Annotated in this window: 14 protein-coding genes; 6 read left to right on the plus strand and 8 right to left on the minus strand. The window is 64.8% G+C overall.

Annotated features, from left to right (window positions below; genetic code table 11):
* Positions 1 to 17 precede the first annotated feature (17 nt).
* Together J7355_RS00730 and J7355_RS00735 are read right to left on the minus strand one after the other, a co-directional pair.
* Positions 18 to 2,555 carry a sulfite reductase flavoprotein subunit alpha gene (locus tag J7355_RS00730; RefSeq protein WP_209058944.1) on the minus strand — a complete coding sequence of 846 codons (2,538 nt, stop codon included), beginning with the start codon at positions 2,553 to 2,555 and terminating at the stop codon, positions 18 to 20.
* 332 nt (positions 2,556 to 2,887) lie between these two features.
* Complete coding sequence (locus J7355_RS00735) at positions 2,888 to 5,029, minus strand: TonB-dependent siderophore receptor (RefSeq protein ID WP_209058945.1); 2,142 nt, start codon at positions 5,027 to 5,029, stop codon at positions 2,888 to 2,890.
* Between the two features lie 236 nt (positions 5,030 to 5,265).
* On the opposite strand from J7355_RS00735, the gene J7355_RS00740 reads away from it, so the two are divergent.
* Positions 5,266 to 5,730, plus strand: coding sequence for a hypothetical protein (locus J7355_RS00740; RefSeq protein WP_209058947.1), 465 nt, complete (start codon positions 5,266 to 5,268; stop codon positions 5,728 to 5,730).
* A 67-nt stretch (positions 5,731 to 5,797) separates the two neighbouring features.
* The gene (locus J7355_RS00745; protein WP_209058949.1) at positions 5,798 to 7,009 is read left to right on the plus strand and encodes a TraB/GumN family protein; all 1,212 of its coding nucleotides are present in this window, start codon (positions 5,798 to 5,800) and stop codon (positions 7,007 to 7,009) included.
* An 85-nt stretch (positions 7,010 to 7,094) separates the two neighbouring features.
* Here the strand turns inward: J7355_RS00745 and J7355_RS00750 are convergent, their stop codons facing one another.
* Genes J7355_RS00750 through J7355_RS00760 form a run of 3 tightly spaced genes read right to left on the minus strand, consistent with a single transcriptional unit; the run spans position 7,095 to position 8,875 of the window.
* Positions 7,095 to 7,535 (minus strand): type II toxin-antitoxin system VapC family toxin, encoded by a 441-nt coding sequence (locus tag J7355_RS00750; protein WP_209058951.1) that lies wholly within the window; start codon positions 7,533 to 7,535, stop codon positions 7,095 to 7,097.
* On the minus strand, positions 7,516 to 7,761 hold the full coding sequence (locus J7355_RS00755; RefSeq protein WP_209058954.1) for an antitoxin: 246 nt from the start codon (positions 7,759 to 7,761) through the stop codon (positions 7,516 to 7,518). The genes J7355_RS00750 and J7355_RS00755 overlap by 20 nt, the downstream gene beginning before the upstream one ends.
* 55 nt (positions 7,762 to 7,816) lie before the next feature.
* Positions 7,817 to 8,875: a DUF429 domain-containing protein gene (locus J7355_RS00760; protein WP_209058957.1), complete on the minus strand. Its 1,059-nt coding sequence runs from the start codon at positions 8,873 to 8,875 to the stop codon at positions 7,817 to 7,819.
* 128 nt (positions 8,876 to 9,003) lie between these two features.
* Here J7355_RS00760 and J7355_RS00765 point away from each other — a divergent pair, with 128 nt between their 5' ends.
* The 4 genes from J7355_RS00765 (at position 9,004) to J7355_RS00780 (ending at position 13,374) form a co-directional block, all read left to right on the plus strand.
* Positions 9,004 to 10,020: an alcohol dehydrogenase gene (locus tag J7355_RS00765; RefSeq protein WP_209058960.1), complete on the plus strand. Its 1,017-nt coding sequence runs from the start codon at positions 9,004 to 9,006 to the stop codon at positions 10,018 to 10,020.
* Between the two features lie 173 nt (positions 10,021 to 10,193).
* Complete coding sequence (htpG, locus tag J7355_RS00770) at positions 10,194 to 12,164, plus strand: molecular chaperone HtpG (RefSeq protein ID WP_209058962.1); 1,971 nt, start codon at positions 10,194 to 10,196, stop codon at positions 12,162 to 12,164.
* Between the two features lie 127 nt (positions 12,165 to 12,291).
* Complete coding sequence (locus J7355_RS00775) at positions 12,292 to 12,870, plus strand: hypothetical protein (protein WP_209058965.1); 579 nt, start codon at positions 12,292 to 12,294, stop codon at positions 12,868 to 12,870.
* Between the two features lie 6 nt (positions 12,871 to 12,876).
* Positions 12,877 to 13,374: a DUF2489 domain-containing protein gene (locus tag J7355_RS00780; protein ID WP_209058967.1), complete on the plus strand. Its 498-nt coding sequence runs from the start codon at positions 12,877 to 12,879 to the stop codon at positions 13,372 to 13,374.
* An 886-nt stretch (positions 13,375 to 14,260) separates the two neighbouring features.
* Here the strand turns inward: J7355_RS00780 and ggt are convergent.
* The 3 genes from ggt to rsmD form a co-directional block, all read right to left on the minus strand.
* Positions 14,261 to 16,018: a gamma-glutamyltransferase gene (ggt, locus tag J7355_RS00785; RefSeq protein ID WP_209058969.1), complete on the minus strand. Its 1,758-nt coding sequence runs from the start codon at positions 16,016 to 16,018 to the stop codon at positions 14,261 to 14,263.
* Positions 16,019 to 16,077: 59 nt separating this feature from the next.
* Positions 16,078 to 16,572: a pantetheine-phosphate adenylyltransferase gene (gene coaD, locus J7355_RS00790; protein WP_209058971.1), complete on the minus strand. Its 495-nt coding sequence runs from the start codon at positions 16,570 to 16,572 to the stop codon at positions 16,078 to 16,080.
* Between the two features lie 138 nt (positions 16,573 to 16,710).
* Positions 16,711 to 17,349 carry a 16S rRNA (guanine(966)-N(2))-methyltransferase RsmD gene (gene rsmD, locus J7355_RS00795; protein ID WP_209058973.1) on the minus strand — a complete coding sequence of 213 codons (639 nt, stop codon included), beginning with the start codon at positions 17,347 to 17,349 and terminating at the stop codon, positions 16,711 to 16,713.
* Between the last annotated feature and the right edge of the window lie 20 nt (positions 17,350 to 17,369).

Raw genomic sequence — 17,369 nt, forward strand, 5'->3', positions numbered from 1 at the left:
CGTGTGGTTTTATCGTTTCAGTAGACGTCCATGCGGATGCGCTGAGCCTCGTTCAGCGTCTCCACGGTCTTGGCGCCGAGTACGTCGACCAGCACGGCGGTTACGCCGGGCGCCATGCCGTCGTGGCTACCGCATACGAATATCGTGGCGCCAGCCGCTACCCATTCGCGCAGGCGCTCGGCCTGCGCGGCGAGTGCGGTCTGCACGTAGCGGCCGTCGTCGGCGTCGCGCGAGAAAGCCAGATCGATGTGGGCCAGCGCGCCGCTTGCCTGCCACGCGCCGATCTCGTCGTCGAAATAGAAATCCCGTGCGCGCTCGCGCTCGCCGAAGATCAGCCAGTTGGCGTGCTGGCCGTTATCGATACGCGCCTGTAGATGGCTGCGCAGGCCGGCGATGCCGGTGCCGTTGCCGATGAAGATGGCCGGCGCGGTGTCTATCGTGTCGTCGGCGCGGAAACCGGGGTTGGCGCGCAGCCGCACGTCGATCGACGTCTCGAGGGCGGCGTGTTCGATCAACCAGCCAGAGGCCAGTCCGGTGCCGTGCGCGTGGCGCGCCAGACGTACCACCAGCTCGACGCCGTCGCCCGTGTCGATATTGGCGATGGAATAGTCGCGTGCGGCGATCGTCGGCCGTGCATCAAGCCAGGTCTGCAGATCGTCGTGGTCCGCGGGTGGCTGCGCGGGCAGCTGGCGATCGGCAAGCGCGGCGGCGAGCGGGGTGACGGCTTCGCCGACGACCACAGGCGTTGTCGGATCGAGTTCGTGCGCGGCGAGCCAGGCCTCGATCTGCGTGGCGGCATGGCGCGGGCGGATCTCGACGATATCGCCGGCCTGCCAGGCGGCAGGCGAGCTGTCGTCGGGGTGCAGGCGCAGCCAGGCGGTCGGGCCGCCCAGACTTTCGGGGTTGAGAATACGGCGTTCGGCGAGCCGCCAGCGGGCGAATGCCGGTTCCGCCTTCACCGAGGCTACGCCGAACTGATGGGCCAGCGCGGCGTGCCAGTGATCGAGCGCGGCAGCGTCGGCCTTGTCGACCTCGATCGGCGTGAGCAGGGCCCGGGCGCCGCGTTCGCGCAGGGCGCGATCCAGGCGTCGACCGAAGGCGCAGTAGCTGTCGGCGTAGTCCGTATCCCCGAGAGCGAGCAGGGCATAGTCGAGCTGTTCCAGCCGTGGCTCGCCGGTGCCGCAGAAATGACGATCGAAACGCCGGGCGGCGACCGGCGCATCGCCTTCACCGTGGGTGCTCACCACAAACAGCGCCTGGCGATGGGCGCCGAGACAGGCGGGCGTGAGCTCGCCCAGCGGCGTCATGCGCACGGCCACGCCACCCTGTTGCAGGGCGAGCGCGGTGTGGCTGGCGATACGCTGCGCAAGACCGCTCTGACTGGCGTAGGCCACGAGCAGCGCGTCGTCGCCGGCCGGCGCGCTGTCGGGCAGGCGCGGCGCGGGCGCGATCTGACGCTTCATGCGGCGCCGGCGCAGATAGAGCAGCCAGCCAGTGACGAAGAACACCGGCATGGCGAAACTGGCGACCATCATGAGGGCGATGCCCGGCGTGCCGAAGAACGCGCCCATATGCAGCGCGTAGACGCTGGCCAGCAGCTTGTCGCCGGCGCTGTGATCGTCGAAGCGCTCGGCGCCGAGGATGGCCCCGGAGCCTGGGTGCACGAACAGCTCGTCGTCGGCGTATTCGTGCATCGCGTCGGCCGGCACATAGTGAATTTCGACCGGCGACGTGGGCTCGTCCGGCAGGCGGATGAACACCGAGCGCGCATCAGCCATCTGCGGCGCGATGCTCGGCCAGACGCGGGCCATGTCCGGCGTGTCGACCGGCGAGGACAACGTGGGGTGGGGGGCGTGCGCGCCGGAGGCGAACAGGGCCTTCGCGCCGTCGCGATACCAGTCGAAGGACCACCACAGCCCGGTCAGCGACGCCAGGAGATAGGCGACGAGAGCCCAGAGGCCGAGAACCGCATGCCATTCGCCGGCCAGCTTGCCGCCGAGAGCGCGCGGCCAGAGCCAGCGCCAGCCCTGGCGCGGGCGACGTTGCCAGCGGATATACAGCCCGGTCACGGACAACAGGATCAGCGTGATCGTCGAGACGCCGACGATGAACTTGCCGGTTTCGCCGGCGGCCAGGCGCTGATGAATCTGGCGAATCAGCCCGAAGGTCCACTGGCCGCGCGGCATGGCCATCGGCTCGGCCGTGAACGGATCGAGCAGCGCACGTTCACCCCGCCGACCCGTGGTTTCCGGTGTACGATAGCCGAGCAGAAATGGGTAGGGGCGATCCTGACGCCAGTACAGGCTGGATACGCTGTGATCCGGGTGGGCGCTGCGGTAGCGGGTGATGATGTCCTGCGGCAGCAGCCGGGTGCGATCCGATTCGAGATGCTGCACCGTTTCCGCGTTGAGCCATTCCAGAATGTCCTGCTGGAACGACATCAGTCCGCCGGTGATGCCGATGACCACGAGTACGGTGCCGGCGGTGATGCCGAGCAACCAGTGGAGCTGGAAGATCGGGCTGAAGGCGCGCAGGCGTTGCACGAACGAGTTCACGAGCCACACCGTGCGGCGTGCAATGACGACTTGCGCATTCTGTCCCCCTGGGCAGGCTGGCGCCTGCGGTGCCTGTTCGACACCCGTCACGGAAAAAAACGCGGCCCGCAGGCCGCGTAATTCCACCGAGAGTGAAGGTTTCCCTCCATTCGCATTCGCGTCGGAGAGTCGATGCGAATGCGAATGATTCTCAGTTTATATAAATAACGCCGGTTTGCAAGGGCCGCCAGTCAGGCGGGCGCTTCTCGACCGGTGCCGGCGGTGCGATGGCGCTTGTTTCGCGCATAAAAAAGCGGCCCAGCAGGGCCGCTTGAAGGCATGGCTGCGCCGTACTATTGCCAGCGATAACTGACGGTTGCGGTCGTCTCCCGCCCGTAGCCGTAGAAGCAGAACGCGGCGCTGGAACAGGATGAGACATATTTCTTGTCGAACACGTTCTGTACGTTCAGCCCGACACGCCAACCCGCATAGGCCGGATCCAGCCCGCCGAGCTCGTAGTGCAGCGCCGCGTCGGCGACCGTGTAGTCGGGGACCTGCAGGTCGTTGTTGTTGGTGACCTGCTGTTCGCCGACATAGCGCACGCCGATGCCGCCGCCCGCGCCTTTCCAGGCGCCGTCGGGCTGGGTGTAGTCGAGCCAGAGCGAGGCCGTGTAGTCGGGCGTGCGCTGGTACTCGTTGCCCTGGGTACCGTCCTCGGCACTGCGTATTTCGGAATCCAGATACGCGGCGGCAAGCGACAGATCCAGCCCGCCGACGAGACTGGCCTTGCCGTCGATCTCGAAGCCGCGAACCTGAACCTCGCCGGTCTGCGAGCGCGTACCGTCCGGCTGCAGCGCGCCGGTGACGTTGCTCTGCGTCAATTCGAATGCCGATACGGTGACCAGTGCATCCACGCCGCGTGGCTGATATTTCACGCCGGCTTCGTACTGTTCGCCCTCCGTCGGGTCGAGCACGTCGTTGCGCACACCGCTGGTGGCCGGCGACTGAAAGGATTCGGTGTAGCTGACAAAAGGCGCGATGCCGTTGTCGAAGGCATACAGTGCGCCGAGCCGGCCGGTAAAGGCGCGGTCGGTGCGCGTATCGCGATTCGCGTCGTCCGGGCCGACGGCCGTGGTGTCGATCACGTCGTAGCGCCCGCCGGCCAGCATGGTGAGTCGGCCGAACCGGGCCTGGTCCTGGACATAGAAGCCGATCTGGTCCTGGTCGAACTCGAACCGGTCGCGATCAATGGCAGGAATCGACTGGCTGTGGTCAGGATTGGCAATTGACAGCGGTGGCGGTGCGGCCGCGTCGCCTGGCCGGGCCAGACCATAGTAGCGATCGGCATCCAGATTCTGATAATCGAAGCCGGCTAGCACCGTATGCTCGACGGGCCCGGTATCGACATAGCCCAGCATCTGATTATCGATCAGGATGCCATTGACGTTTTCCTGCGATGCAGCCGTGCCACGATTGAGCGCCGTGGAGTCGCCGCTCAGCCCAGCGCCATAAACGCTGCGGTAGTCGACCTCGGCGTCGCGAAAACGGAAGTTCTGGCGAAATTGCAGGCTGTCGTTGAACCAGTGCGAGAACTCGTAGCCGAGCTGGACCGTCTTGCGGTCGAAGCTTTCGAAGTTCTCGTCACCGTCGTAGAAGTCGCGCGGCAGTTTGCTGCCGTCGGGCAGCGGGTCGACCGTGCCCTGATACGGCAGAGCGCCGTAGGCGCCCGAGTCCGGGTCGTTCCGGTACTTGGCCAGCAGCGTGAGCTCGGTCTGCTCGGATAGCCGCAGGCGCAGCGACGGCGCGATCGAGAAGTTGGCGGTGTCGACCGTCTTTTGGGGGCCGTCGCGCCGGGTCCCGGTGGCCACAACGCGATAAAGCGCGTCGCCCTGTTCATCCAGTTTGCCGCCAATATCGAAACCCGCGCCGGCTCGGCTGTCGTTGCCGGTTTCCAGATAGAACTCGTTGACCTGCTCTTCCGTGGGGCGCTTGGATACCAGGTTGATCAGGCCGCCCGGTGGCGTCTGGCCATAGAGCACCGAGGCCGGTCCTTTCACCACTTCGACGCGTTCGAGCAGGTAGGGATCGGTCTTGGGAATCGTATAGAAATAGCCGAGCTGCTTGAGGCCGTCCAGATAGGTGTCGGGTTGAAAACCGCGTAGCGTGAGCTGGTCGTAGCGGCTGGCGACGTTGCCGCGAAGTTCGGGCACCACGCCCGATACATAACGCAGCACCTGACGAATGTCGCGCGCGTTCTGAGCCTCGATCTGGTCGGATGCGATCACCGACACGGACTGCGGCGTCTCGGCCAGTGATGCATCCGTCTTGGTCGCCGAGCGCGCGCGTTCGGCGACATAGCCCTCGACCGGCCCGGTCGCCGTCTCGACCCGGGTTTCGCCTTCCACCTCGATCGGCGCCAGGGTTCCGGATGCCGTGTCGGTGCGGTTATTGTCCTGTGCGATGGCCACGCCCGTGCACAACAGACTGGCGGCCATCGTCGAGAGCAGTCGCCCCGCGGGCGCACAGCCGAGCGCATACGAAGCACGTGCTGCAGGCGGTAAATAATGACGCACGAATGATCCCCCCAAGGAAAATGGACGCGGCGATGCGTCCGTTCTTAATTGAGAACGATTCTCAATTCTATTGACGCAGTGCCGGCGTGTACACCCGCGCGACTGACGCTCGGCGGGTAAACCGCTACCATCGGCGATAAATCCTCCAGAGACACCCCATGCAGCCTGTTTCCTTCTGCGGCGCAACCGCTGTTTGCGCCGGGCGCCATGCCGGGCTCGCGGCCGTGTTGATTGCGGTGATCGGCCTGGCCGGCTGCGGCAGCGACGACTCCGGCGAGACGGCCCCGCAAGCCGATAGCAGCGCGGCCGCGGATTCGGCGCAGACGGGCGAGTTCGCCAACGCGCAGATCATCCGCGATCGCGTCGCGGGCAATACGGTCACCGGTACGATGTCGCCCGACAGCGCCTACACCGAGTTCTATGCCGAGGACGGGTCGATTCACGGCGCCAGCTACGAGGCGCGCTGGACGATCCAGGACGACCAGATGTGCTTCGACTACGACGAAGCGCCGGAGATCGACTGCTATCGGGTGAAGATCGATGGTGACTCGGTCGAGTGGCATCGCCAGGATGAAGTGCAGGGCAAGGGCACGCTCGTGGAGGGCAACCCGAACAACTTCTAGCATCGCAGACGGTCAACCCTCGCGATAACTCCTTCCGCACGCCGACCCGACGTCCACAAGAGCAGCTATGTCAGAAATCGAACGCCCTACCGGCGACCGCGAGACGGGGCCGCGCCGTATCGTGCATCGCGGCGAACATTGCTACACGTTGCTGGGCACCGCGCACGTCTCGCGTGCCAGCGCGGAAGAAGTCCAACGCGAGATCGAGACCGGCAACTACGACGCCGTAGCGATCGAGCTCTGCGATGCCCGTCATGCCGCCATCACCCGTTCCGGCGAGATCGAGCAGATGGATCTGTTCCAGGTGCTGCGCCAGGGCAAGGCCGGCATGGTCGCGGCCAATCTCGCCCTGGGCGCCTATCAGCAACGGCTGGCCGATCAGTTCGGCATCGAGCCGGGTGCCGAGATGCGCGCCGCCATCACCGCGAGCGAAAAAGCCGACCTGCCGCTGGTGCTGGTCGACCGCAACATCGGCATTACCCTGAAAAGAGTCTATCGACGCATTCCCTGGTGGCAGCGCATGAGCACGCTCGGCGCGCTGTTCGCCAGCCTGTTGTCGCGCGAAAAGATCGAGGAAGAGGATATCGAGCGGCTCAAGGAAGGCGACATGCTCGAGTCCACCTTCAACGAATTCGCGACCGAGTCCGCGACCATGCACGAAACGCTCATCGACGAGCGCGATCGCTACATGGCCGCACAGCTGCTCAAGCGCCCGCCCAAGCGCAACACGCTGGTGGTGGTGGGCGCCGGCCATCTGAAGGGGCTGGCCAACTATCTCGAAGCCGGCATGGCCGATCCGGACGCCACGGTTCGATCGCTCGACGATGTTCCGCCCGGTGCGCGCTGGGTGAAATGGCTGCCGTGGATCGTGGTGGCGCTCGTGCTGGTCGGCTTTGCGATTGGCTTTTCGCGCAGCACCGGGCTGGGGCAGCAACTGGTCGTTGAATGGGTGGTCATCAACGGCGCGCTATCGGCGATTGGCGCCGCGGCCGCGCTCGCGCATCCGCTGACCGTATTGACGGCATTCGTCGCCGCGCCGCTGACGTCGCTCAACCCCACCATCGGCGCCGGCATGGTCACCGCGGCCGCCGAGCTGTGGCTGCGCAAACCGCGGGTCGGGGATTTCTCCACGCTCAAGAGCGATGTCACCCAGGTCAGCGGCTGGTGGAAGAACCGCGTCTCGCGCACGTTGCTGGTGTTCGTGTTCTCCACGATTGGCTCGGCCGCCGGCACGTATATCGCGGGTTTTCGAATTGTGGGGCAGCTGTTCGGCGGTTGAGTGGCTGCGGTTCGGCGCCGATCGTGCGGGCGACCTATCACCTGTCGATTGATGAATCGCTTTACCGACGTCTCCTAGACGTCGCTTATCTATCGGCAGCCGTTAGCCAGTTCTCGACCCGTAGGTTGGGAACGCGGCAAAATTCGCCGGTGTTGTGCGTAACCAGCGTCAGATTGAGCGCCAGCGCATGCGCTGCGATCAGTTGATCGTTCGCGCCAATCGGTTGCCCGCGTCGTTCGAGTTCGCAACGCAGCGTCGCATAATGACGATCGATCGTCGTTTCCAGCGGTAGGACAGCAAGTTGCTCTAATAGAGCGTCGACTTTCTCCGTCAGCCGTGGCGCGGCTTTTTTCACCGCGCCGTAACGTAATTCGCAGGCTACGATGATGCTTGTACTACAAGCTGCCGGCCCGACTTCGGCGATTTTTTGCGCCGCCGGCCCGGCGGGCTGTCTGATAAGGCTGGACAGTATGTTGGTATCTAGCAGAAAGGTGGGGTTGCTCAACTTAAAGCCCGAAGTCTTCATCCGGATCCGCTGGCGGATCGCCTATTTCCGGAAAATCCTCATCCAGCGGTTCCCAGGATGCGAGTAGCTCGAGCAAGCCGGGCTTTGCCGCGATCGGTTCGATGATCAGCCGATTGCCCTCCTTACGGATAATGGCTTCGTCGCCGGGCAGCTCGAACTCGCGCGGAATACGCAATGCCTGATTGCGGCCGTTCTTGAACAGTCGGGCATGTCGCTCGGTTTCCATCTCATCGCTCGTCTTGTTTCGGCATATGCCAGCCTATGCCGAACCGTGCCGGCAATCAATAGACGATTCGCATCGGCAGGCCCGCGGCGTCGGTTTCGGGCGTCTCGGGCAGCGTCACGTGGCGCTCGGTTGCGATCCGCTCGGCGGTGAACAGGCAGGCGAACGCGTCGGCGAGATCGTCGTCCGCGGCATCCTGTTTTGCGACGAGCACGCGTGCGTTGGCAAAGGCGTCGCGGCCGAAGTGGGCGGCGATGAGATCGCGCCGCCGTGCCTGGCCGGTCGCGCTGCGCTTGGGTTCGACGAGTGCCTCGCCGCCGTTGAGCGCCATGAAGCTGACTTCCGGATGCGTTTCGAACACGCGGGCGTGCCAGTGCGGCGAACGCCGTAACAGGCCGTCGACTTCACGGATCTTGGGCAGCAGATTGTAGGTCTGGGCCGACAGACGCTTGCCGCAATACTCGGCATTGATCGCGCTGGCTTCGCCATGACTGCGTCCGGCCAGCGCCGCGCGCACCGGCGTGGGAAAGACGCTGGTCGCTCGTCGCCCGGAAAGCAGCGTACGCGCGGCGTGGTCGCAGGCGCGGCTGTCCTCCTCGGCCAGCCCGATGGGCATGTCGATGGCGACGACTTCCGGAGCCAGGCGATCGAGCAGGGTATCGAGGTCGCGATCGACGAACGCGCCTTCGTGGGTCACTGCGACCCAGCCGCCGGGGCAGCCGTCGATGCCCACGCATTTGCCCAGCAATTCCTGGCGTTGCCGGTAGTCGGCCAGCGGCGTCGCAAAGGACAGCGTATAGCCGTCCGGATCGCGGATATGAAAATAACGCTCGTCCCAGGGCGCGTCGGCTGGTTTGAAGTCCGGCGACAGCCCCGCGGCGAGTGCGCGCGCGTGCACCGCGTCGACGTCGTCCACATGAAAGATGGTCAGCCCGCCGCCCGGGCGTGCGGTTTCGCCGGCGTTGAGGTTCAAGAACCCCGCGCCGGCATGAAAGCTGGTGAAACCCGCGTCCTCGCCGCCGAACTTGAGTTCGAAGCCCAGGCCTTTATAGAAGGCACAGCTGCGTGCCATGTCCGTCACGAACAGTGTGACGGCGCTGATATGACGTATCCCCATGGCGCGATCTTGCGGTGCGCGATCGGCCAAGGCAATAGCGTCGCCGTCGAAGGTAGCCGCGATTACGACGCGCGGCGCGCGGTGGTAATGTCGGAGCGGCCCAGACATCGCAACAGGAGCTGCGCGTCATGTCGCAAATGAAGGTTGCCCAGATCAATACGGCCGGCGGCGATTTCGAGCTCGTCGACCGCAATATTCCCGACCCGGGTCCGGATCAGGTCCGCGTGAAGATCGAAGCTTGCGGGATCTGTCATTCGGATGCCTTCGTCAAGGAGGGCGGTTTTCCCGGCCTGGAATATCCGCGCGTGCCCGGACACGAGGTGGCTGGGGTGATCGATGCGCTCGGTGACGATGTGGACCACTGGCAGGCCGGTCAGCGCGTCGGTGTCGGCTGGCACGGTGGCCACTGTTTTTCCTGCGATTCCTGCCGGCGCGGCGATTTCGTCACCTGCCAGAACCAGCAGATCTGCGGCATTTCCTACGACGGCGGCTATGCCGAGTACATGATCGCGCCGGCCGAGGCGCTGGTCGCCATTCCGGACGCACTTACATCGGTCGCGGCCGCGCCCCTGCTGTGTGCAGGCGTGACCACCTACAACGCCTTGCGCAATGCCGGCGCGCAGCCGGGTGACGTGGTTGCGGTGCTCGGCGTCGGCGGGCTGGGCCATCTGGGCGTGCAGTACGCGCATGCCATGGGCTTTCATACCGTGGCGCTGTCGCGCGGTACCGAAAAGAAAGACCTCGCCATGCAGCTGGGCGCGGACAGCTATATCGATACCGACGCCGAGGACCCGGCCGAAGCGCTGCAGAAACTCGGCGGTGCCCGCGTGATTCTGGCAACGGCCCCCAATCCCAAGCTGATGAGTTCGGTGATCGACGGCCTGGGCGTGAACGGACAGCTGCTGGTGGTGGGTGCATCGCCCGATCCGATCGAAGTCTCGCCATTCCAGCTGCTCATGGCACGGCGCAGCGTGGCCGGGCATCCCAGCGGGGCCCCGCAGGACTCCGAGGACACGCTCGGCTTTTCCGCCCTGCGCGATATCGAGACCCGGATCGAGACCTATCCGCTGGCCGAGGTAAACGATGCCTATGCACGCATGATCAACAACGAGGCGCGTTTTCGCGTCGTGCTGACCATGACCTGAAACGCCCCGGGGTCGTGACCCCAAGGCCCGCCCAAGTGGCGGGCTTTTTTGTGCCGGCCGCAGAGCTGTGATTAGGCGCATAACTTGAAAACACGCCGCCGGACCGCATTTCGCGAACAAGGGTGGCGAGGGCGCCACAGGTCATCCATCAAACCGACAACCGAAGACAAGCCATGAGCGAGAACGAAGCGAATACCGAGAATCAGGGCCAGGCACAAAACGGCCAGGCCAGCGCAGGCGCGAATGCCGAACGGCGCGGCTTCCAGGCCGAGGTCAAGCAGCTGCTGCAGCTGATGATCCATTCCATGTACTCGAACAAGGAAGTCTTCGCGCGCGAGCTGATCTCGAACGCCTCCGACGCGCTGGACACCCTGCGTTTCGAGGGCCTGAAGAATGACGCGCTGTTCGAGGACGAGCCGGAACTCAAGATCTGGATCGACTACGACAAGGATGCGCGTACCGTCACCATCGGCGACAACGGCATCGGCATGACCCGCGAGCAGGTCATCGACCGTATCGGCACCATCGCAAAGTCCGGCACCCGTGCCTTCCTCGATTCGCTTTCGGGCGACGAGAAGAAGGACGCGCACCTCATCGGCCAGTTCGGCGTCGGTTTCTATTCCGCGTTCATCGTGGCCGACCAGGTTGTGGTCGATACACGCCATGGCGGCGAATCCACCGGCGTACGCTGGATTTCGGACGGCGGCGGTGAATACACCCTTGAAGAGATTTCGAAGGAAAAACGCGGCACGGAAGTCACGCTGCATCTGCGTGAAGGTGAGGACGAGTTCCTCGACGACTACCGCCTGCGTCATCTCGTGCGCACGTATTCGGACCATATCGCCTTCCCGATCCAGATGCGCGAGCAGCTTTCGGAAGAAGACGAAAAGGAAGGAAAAGAGGCCGGCTGGGAACAGGTCAACCGAGGCGCGCCGCTGTGGACCCAGTCGAAGTCGGAAATCTCGGCCGAGGACTATGCCGAGTTCTACAAGCACGCCTGTCACGACTACGAAGACCCGCTGACCTGGACGCATAACAAGGTCGAAGGCTCGCAGGAATACACCAACCTGCTCTATATCCCGCAGCGTGCGCCCTACGATCTGTTCGATCCGCAGGGCAAGCAGCACGGCGTGAAGCTCTACGTGCAGCGCGTGTTCATCATGGACGACGCCGAGAAGCTCATGCCGCGCTACATGCGCTTCGTGAAGGGCGTGATCGATTCCAACGACCTGCCGCTGAACGTCTCGCGCGAGATTCTTCAGTCCAACAAGCTGCTCGACAAGATTCGCGCGGGCTCGGTGAAAAAGGTCCTCGGCCTGCTCGAATCCATGGCCAAGGACGACGAGGAACCCGAGAAGTACAAGACCTTCTGGAACGAGTTCGGCCAGGTCCTCAAGGAAGGCATCGTCGAGGACAACGAGAACCGCGACAAGATCGCCAAGCTCCTGCGCTTCAAGACCACCACCCACGAAGACGCCGATCCGGGTGTGTCGCTGGACGAGTACATCGCCCGCATGAAGGACGGGCAGGAAAAGATCTACTACATCACCGCGGATACGCTGGCCGAGGCCAAGCACAGCCCGCATCTCGAGATCTTCAAGAAGAAGGATATCGAGGTGTTGCTGCTCACCGACCGCGTGGACGAGTGGGTCATGGCACATCTGACCGAGTACGAAGGCAAGGAATTCGCTTCGGTCGCCAAGGGCGCGCTGGATCTCGGCGAGGCCGAGACCGAAGAGGAAAAGGCCGAGCAGAAGAAGCTCGAGGAAGAATCCAAGGATCTGGTCGAGCGGGTGAAGAAAGCGCTGGGCGAGCGGGTCAACGAGGTGCGCGTCACCCATCGTCTGACCGATTCGCCGGCCTGTCTCGTCGCCGACGAGCACGGCATTTCCGGCCATCTCGAGCGCATTCTCAAGGAAGCCGGCCAGGCGATGCCGAACCAGGCGCCGCATCTGGAGATCAACCCGACCCATCCGCTGGTCGACAAGCTGGCCAACGAACAGGGCGAGGACGAGTTCGACGCCTTCTCGCAGCTGCTGTTCGAACAGGCCGTGCTGGCCGAGGGCGGCGAGCTGGACGACCCGGCCACCTTCGTGCGCCGCATGAACCAGATGCTGCTGGCGGTTTCCAAGGGCGCGGCCTAGGTCGCGCTCGACCGCCCGGCATTCGTCTCGCAATTGCCGCACGGCCCGTTCGCTCGAACGGGCCGTTGCAGGCATAGTGCCTCATACAGGCAATGTTGCAGGGTGGGGCAACAACGAGGTGAATGACATGAAGCAACGATTACACTGGGCTTACGCCACTTTCACCCTGATGGCGCTCTGCGCGGCACCGTTTGCGGCGGCCGCCCAGAGCGTATCCATCGGCGGCACCACGCTGGATCTTGGCGCGACGCGTGCCGACACGCTGGCCATCGCCAATGCCCATTTCAATATCGTGCCGGCGCAGGTGGACGGGCAGTACATGCTCTTTCCTAAGCGCGGGCCGGTGATCGTCGGGCGCGATACCTACGGCAAGCCGCTGGGCACGATCACGATCCGCGATAACCAGCTCACGCGCATCAGCCGCAATCTCGGGTCGTTTCGCAGCGAAGACGGTGAAGTGGCCATCGAGCGGTTGATCTCCGCCTTTTCCCGCGCCCCGAACGACGGCGACACGCCGGCCGTGCGTACCGATGCGGGCCAGAGCGGCGATGCCAGCACCTCGCGGGTGTACTTCAGCTATCCCGACCGTGCCATCCAGATCGTGCTGTTTCGCCCGACCAATCGGTCCGGACTGGCGACCATCGATATCACCGAGCAGTACGCGCTTCGGCCCGGTAACGGCAACGCCGGCGACGGGCGGCGCTAGTTCCCAATGGTATGGCTGATCGTATTCGCGGTTGTGATCGTGCTGGTGCTGGCCGGCTACGCCGGCTCGCTCTGGTGGCGGCTGCTCACCCAGAAAAAGGTGCGCGAAACCCATAACGCCAACGTGCTGGCCGAGACCGAGGCGGATCTTGCCCGCAGCATTGCCATCATTTCCGACAGCCTGCTGACCGGCGAGCTCAATCTCTCCGAAGGGGCCATCCGTCTCAAGGTGCTGCTCGACCATTGGCACGCCCCGGCCAGCGGCCAGGCCGATTACCCCGCGATCTACAGTCTGTTCCTGTCCACATCGACCATGCCGCGCGGCGAAGAGCGCGACCAGTGGCCGAAGGCCGAGATTCGGCGGCTGGATCGGGAGCGGGAGATGCTCGAGGTTGCCGCGAAGGATTCCGTGCTTGATGAAGCAGCGCGGCTGCGGGAGCGGTTTGGGGTGCCCGAGGGGCGTGAAGGGCTGGTGACGGCGCGGCCACCGGTCGATGCTGCCTAGCTTTTTCGGGCGTGATTGTTCGCTTATGCCTTGGACAGAGTAAACGCCGGCCTACTGGCTGGACGCATCGCAACGTTTTCCGTGTAGGTAGGGCGTTCGCTTCACGGCGTTTCGTAGTGAATAGCGGCTGATGTCGATCGAGTCTGGTGCTGGCAAGCGGAAACGATCGGTGTCTGAATTAACGGTGCAGGTGGATTTCTAGTTGAGGTTTCGCGCTGCTGCGCGACTCACTTTCTTTTGCTTGTCCAAAAGAAAGTGAGCAAAGAAAAAGACACCCTGTCTTGCGCCGATGCTACGCATCGGTGCCCTGCGCGGCTCCGTCCGCAAGCGGGCCAGCCGGAAACGCGCTGCGCTCAGACATCCGGCTGTCTAATCCGCTTGCGGCCTCCACTGCTCGGCGCTGCGCCCAAGGGGACCCAATACAGGCAGCTCGCTGTCGCTCGCTCAAAGTCGTGCTCGTTAATATCGGATTAGGCTTTGTCTAATCCGATAGGCACGGCGTCATGTACTGAGTTTTGTCTCGGCGGGTTAGGTGAAGCCCTCTTTTGGCCTCGGGTTTGTATTCGGGCCCGTTGCACGGCGACGGAGGCACGGAGTGGCGACGGGTGTCCGGCGCACTGCGCCGGTGCGGCCAGCCTGTTTGAGCGTCGCCAAAGCGACGCGAGCCTAGTTAGTTGACCAGGGCCGCATCCCGTCGCCGCTGCGTGTCGCAGTGAACCGGCGCAGCCGGCGCTGTGTCCGGGTGTCTTTTCTCTTGGTTACTTCTCTTTGGACAAGCAAAGAGAAGTGACTCGCACTGCAGTGCGAAACATAAGGTTCGATGAACTCATGAGTGCCGAAAGCCCCGTGGCTTGAAGCCTTCAGACTCTATCTAGACCACGTTCCTTTATTCGGCAGCCGTCACTTCGCCATCCCGCGACTCATGCTCACAAACCGGCGCCTGCTCCCCAACCGCCGCACAGCCAATACCACGCGGGTCGGACGCCGCGTCCATCGTCCCCTCGGCCTTGTTCCAGATGACGGCATGCATGTCGCCGTAATGCCGGTTTACCTTCTCGAACCTGTGGCCGAGCTTCTTCAGACCGGCCAGGGTCTCGGGCGATAGCGCACCCGGCTCGTATTCCACGTGATCGGGCAGGTATTGATGGTGATAGCGCGGCGTGCCGACCACGCTCTTGGCATCGCCGCCGTGGGTGAAATCGAGTATCCCGAGCAGCACCATGGTGATGATGCGACTGCCGCCGGGCGTGCCGAGCGCGATCTCGCGATCCTTGCCGACCACGAATGTGGGCGACATGCTCGACAGGGGCCGCTTGCCGGGCGCGATCGCGTTCGCCTCGCTGCCGACGAGCCCGTAGCCGTTGGGCGTGAGCGGTTTGGCCGAGAAATCGTCCATCTCGTCGTTGAGAAAGACACCGGTGCCGGCCGCGACCATGCCCGAGCCGAACGGGAAGTTCACGGATAGCGTGGCCGCCACCCGGTTGCCCTCGGCGTCGATCACCGAGAAATGTGTGGTGTGGCGACCGTTGGCATGGTCGGCGGTCACGCCGGCGAGTTCGTCGCTGCGCGTGGCGCGGTCCCTGCGAATGCCGACGCGTAGGCCCGCGGCGTAATTCTTGTCGGTCAGCCGTGCGATGGGCATGTCCACGAAATCCGGGTCGCCGAGATAGACGGCACGATCGCGGTAGGCACGGCGCATGGCTTCGATGGTGACGTGGCGGCGCTGCACGTCGTCCAGCGCGCCCCAGTCGAAGCCTTCGAGGATGTTGAGCGCTTCGACCAGCACCGGGCCGCCCGATGATGGCGGCGCGGCCGAGATGATGTCGTATTCGCCCCGGGGCGTGCGGTAGGTACCGCGAATCGGCTCGCGCTCGATCACGTCGTAGCCGGCCAGGTCCTGGCGGGTCCAGATGCCGCCGGCGCTGCGTACGGCCTCGACCAGCTGGCGGGCAACCGGGCCGTCGTAGAAGCCGTCGCGGCCCCGGTCGACAATCGCCTGCAGGGTATTCGCGAGATCCGGTTGCTTGAGGATTTCGCCCGAGGCCAGTGGCTCGCCGTTGGCATCGAGCATCAGCGCGGCGCTGGCGGGGTGCCGGGCGAGCACGTCCTTGCGGTATTGCGCCAGCCGGTGCATGTGGTCGTTGATACGGAAGCCGTCGCGCGCGAGCCGGATGGCCGGCGCAAGCGTGGTGGCCAGATCGAGCTGGCCGTAGCGCTCGGCGATATGAACCAGAGCCGCCGGTTCGCCCGGAATGCCGGCAGCCAGTGCGCCATTGCGCGACAGGTCCTGGATGAAGTCGCCGTTGTCGTCGAGATACATGTCGCGGGTGGCGGCCCCCGGGGCCTGTTCGCGGCCGTCGATCATCACGTCGCGATCTTCGTTGGCGTCGTGGAGCAGCCAGAAGCCGCCGCCGCCGAGGCCGGAGCCCTGGGGTTCGACAACGGCCAGGGCGGCGGTAACTGCCACGGCGGCGTCGAAAGCGTTGCCGCCGGCTTCGAGTGCGGCAATGCCCGCCGCGGTGGCCGCCGGATGACCGCTGGCGACGGCGGGGGCCGGCGGCGCCGGGTCAGCGGCCAGGCCGGCGTGCAGGGGCAGGAACGAAACGAGCGCCGCGCAGACGATCAGGCGAAGCCTTGCAGGCATGGGTATTACCGCGAAAACGGGAGACGGATCATCACGATACCGTCTCCCGGCGCTGCGCTCTAGCCGCCGGTTTTCTCGTGCAGCTTGTCGGCGACCAGGCTCGGCACCAGCCCGCTGATGCGCCCGTCGAGAAAGGCGATCTCGCGCACGAGCGTCGACGAGATATGGGCGTACTCGGGCGAGGGCGCGAGGAAGATGGTATCGACCTCGGGCGCCAGATGCCGGTTCATCACCGCCATCTGTTTTTCGTATTCGTAATCGCCCACGCCGCGCACGCCGCGCACCAGCACCCGAACCTCGTGCTTGCGTGCGAAGTCCACGATCAGGCCGGTGACCGGCATCACGATCACGTTGTCGACGTCGGCCAGCACCTGCTTGGCCAGCTCACAGCGTTCCTCGTGATCGAAGATGGATTTCTTGCTGGCATTGCTCGCCACGGCGACGATCAGTTCGTTGAACATGCCGGCGGCCCGGCGGATCACGTCCGCATGGCCGTTGGTGATCGGATCGAAGGTGCCGGTATAGGCCGCGCGTACTTTCTTGCCGTCCGTCATGCGAGCGGCGCTCCCGCCGTCGGGGCGTCGAACCGTGCCACGGTCGGCGTCAGTCGTAGCTGTGCCAAACGCACATCGCTCTCCTTGATGTTGGAACAGGCGCGCGCTGCGAGCGCGACGCGACAACCTGTCACGGGGCTAGGGCAGGCCGTCATCTTCGCCGTCGCGAGCTGGCTGTGCAAGGCAATAGCCGACCTGCCCGGCGCGCTTTTCGCGCAGCACTTGGGCTCGACCCGCCAGCAGCGATTGGATGGCCGCTGCTTCGGCGGCCGGATATTCCAGATAGACGCGCGCGTGTGGCGCGAGCATCGCGAAGATCGCGTCCAACGCCTCGCCGTGCAGATGGCGGGCGAACGGCGGGTCGATGAACACGAGCTCGGGTGCCGGCGCGGCGATCGACACGCGCAGCGCGTCGCCCAGGGTCAGCGTCGCGCGATCGGTGGCGTCCAGCGTACTGAGGGTATCGCGAATGGAGGCGATGGCCTGGCGGTCGCTGTCGACGAACTGTACATGGGCGGCCCCGCGCGAAAGGGCTTCGATACCCAGCGCGCCGGTGCCGGCGAACAGATCGAGACAACGCGCACCCAGAATGCGCGGGGCCAGCCAGTTGAACAGCGTTTCGCGCACACGCTCCGGCGTCGGGCGAAGCCCGTCGGCCACGGTGACCGGCAGGCGACGGCCGCGCCAGTCACCGCCGATAATGCGCAGCGTGCTTTCGACGCCCGGCGGGCGGCGGCGTGCCGGCGGGTTGCGACGGCCCTGGGGTCGACGACTCATTGCGCGATTGCGGCTCGCGT

The sequence above is a fragment of the Endozoicomonas sp. G2_2 genome (genome assembly GCF_017744135.1).
GTDB lineage: Bacteria > Pseudomonadota > Gammaproteobacteria > Nevskiales > Salinisphaeraceae > Salinisphaera.

Excerpts from the sequence above, each read along its gene's own strand:
- J7355_RS00735 (WP_209058945.1), bottom strand. The coding sequence starts at position 5,029 with ATGGCCGCCAGTCTGTTGTGCACGGGCGTGGCCATCGCACAGGACAAT.
- J7355_RS00740 (WP_209058947.1), top strand. The coding sequence starts at position 5,266 with ATGCAGCCTGTTTCCTTCTGCGGCGCAACCGCTGTTTGCGCCGGGCGC.
- J7355_RS00745 (WP_209058949.1), top strand. The coding sequence starts at position 5,798 with ATGTCAGAAATCGAACGCCCTACCGGCGACCGCGAGACGGGGCCGCGC.
- J7355_RS00750 (WP_209058951.1), bottom strand. The coding sequence starts at position 7,535 with ATGAAGACTTCGGGCTTTAAGTTGAGCAACCCCACCTTTCTGCTAGAT.
- J7355_RS00755 (WP_209058954.1), bottom strand. The coding sequence starts at position 7,761 with ATGGAAACCGAGCGACATGCCCGACTGTTCAAGAACGGCCGCAATCAG.
- J7355_RS00760 (WP_209058957.1), bottom strand. The coding sequence starts at position 8,875 with ATGGGGATACGTCATATCAGCGCCGTCACACTGTTCGTGACGGACATG.
- J7355_RS00765 (WP_209058960.1), top strand. The coding sequence starts at position 9,004 with ATGTCGCAAATGAAGGTTGCCCAGATCAATACGGCCGGCGGCGATTTC.
- htpG (WP_209058962.1), top strand. The coding sequence starts at position 10,194 with ATGAGCGAGAACGAAGCGAATACCGAGAATCAGGGCCAGGCACAAAAC.
- J7355_RS00775 (WP_209058965.1), top strand. The coding sequence starts at position 12,292 with ATGAAGCAACGATTACACTGGGCTTACGCCACTTTCACCCTGATGGCG.
- J7355_RS00780 (WP_209058967.1), top strand. The coding sequence starts at position 12,877 with ATGGTATGGCTGATCGTATTCGCGGTTGTGATCGTGCTGGTGCTGGCC.
- ggt (WP_209058969.1), bottom strand. The coding sequence starts at position 16,018 with ATGCCTGCAAGGCTTCGCCTGATCGTCTGCGCGGCGCTCGTTTCGTTC.
- coaD (WP_209058971.1), bottom strand. The coding sequence starts at position 16,572 with ATGACGGACGGCAAGAAAGTACGCGCGGCCTATACCGGCACCTTCGAT.
- rsmD (WP_209058973.1), bottom strand. The coding sequence starts at position 17,349 with ATGAGTCGTCGACCCCAGGGCCGTCGCAACCCGCCGGCACGCCGCCGC.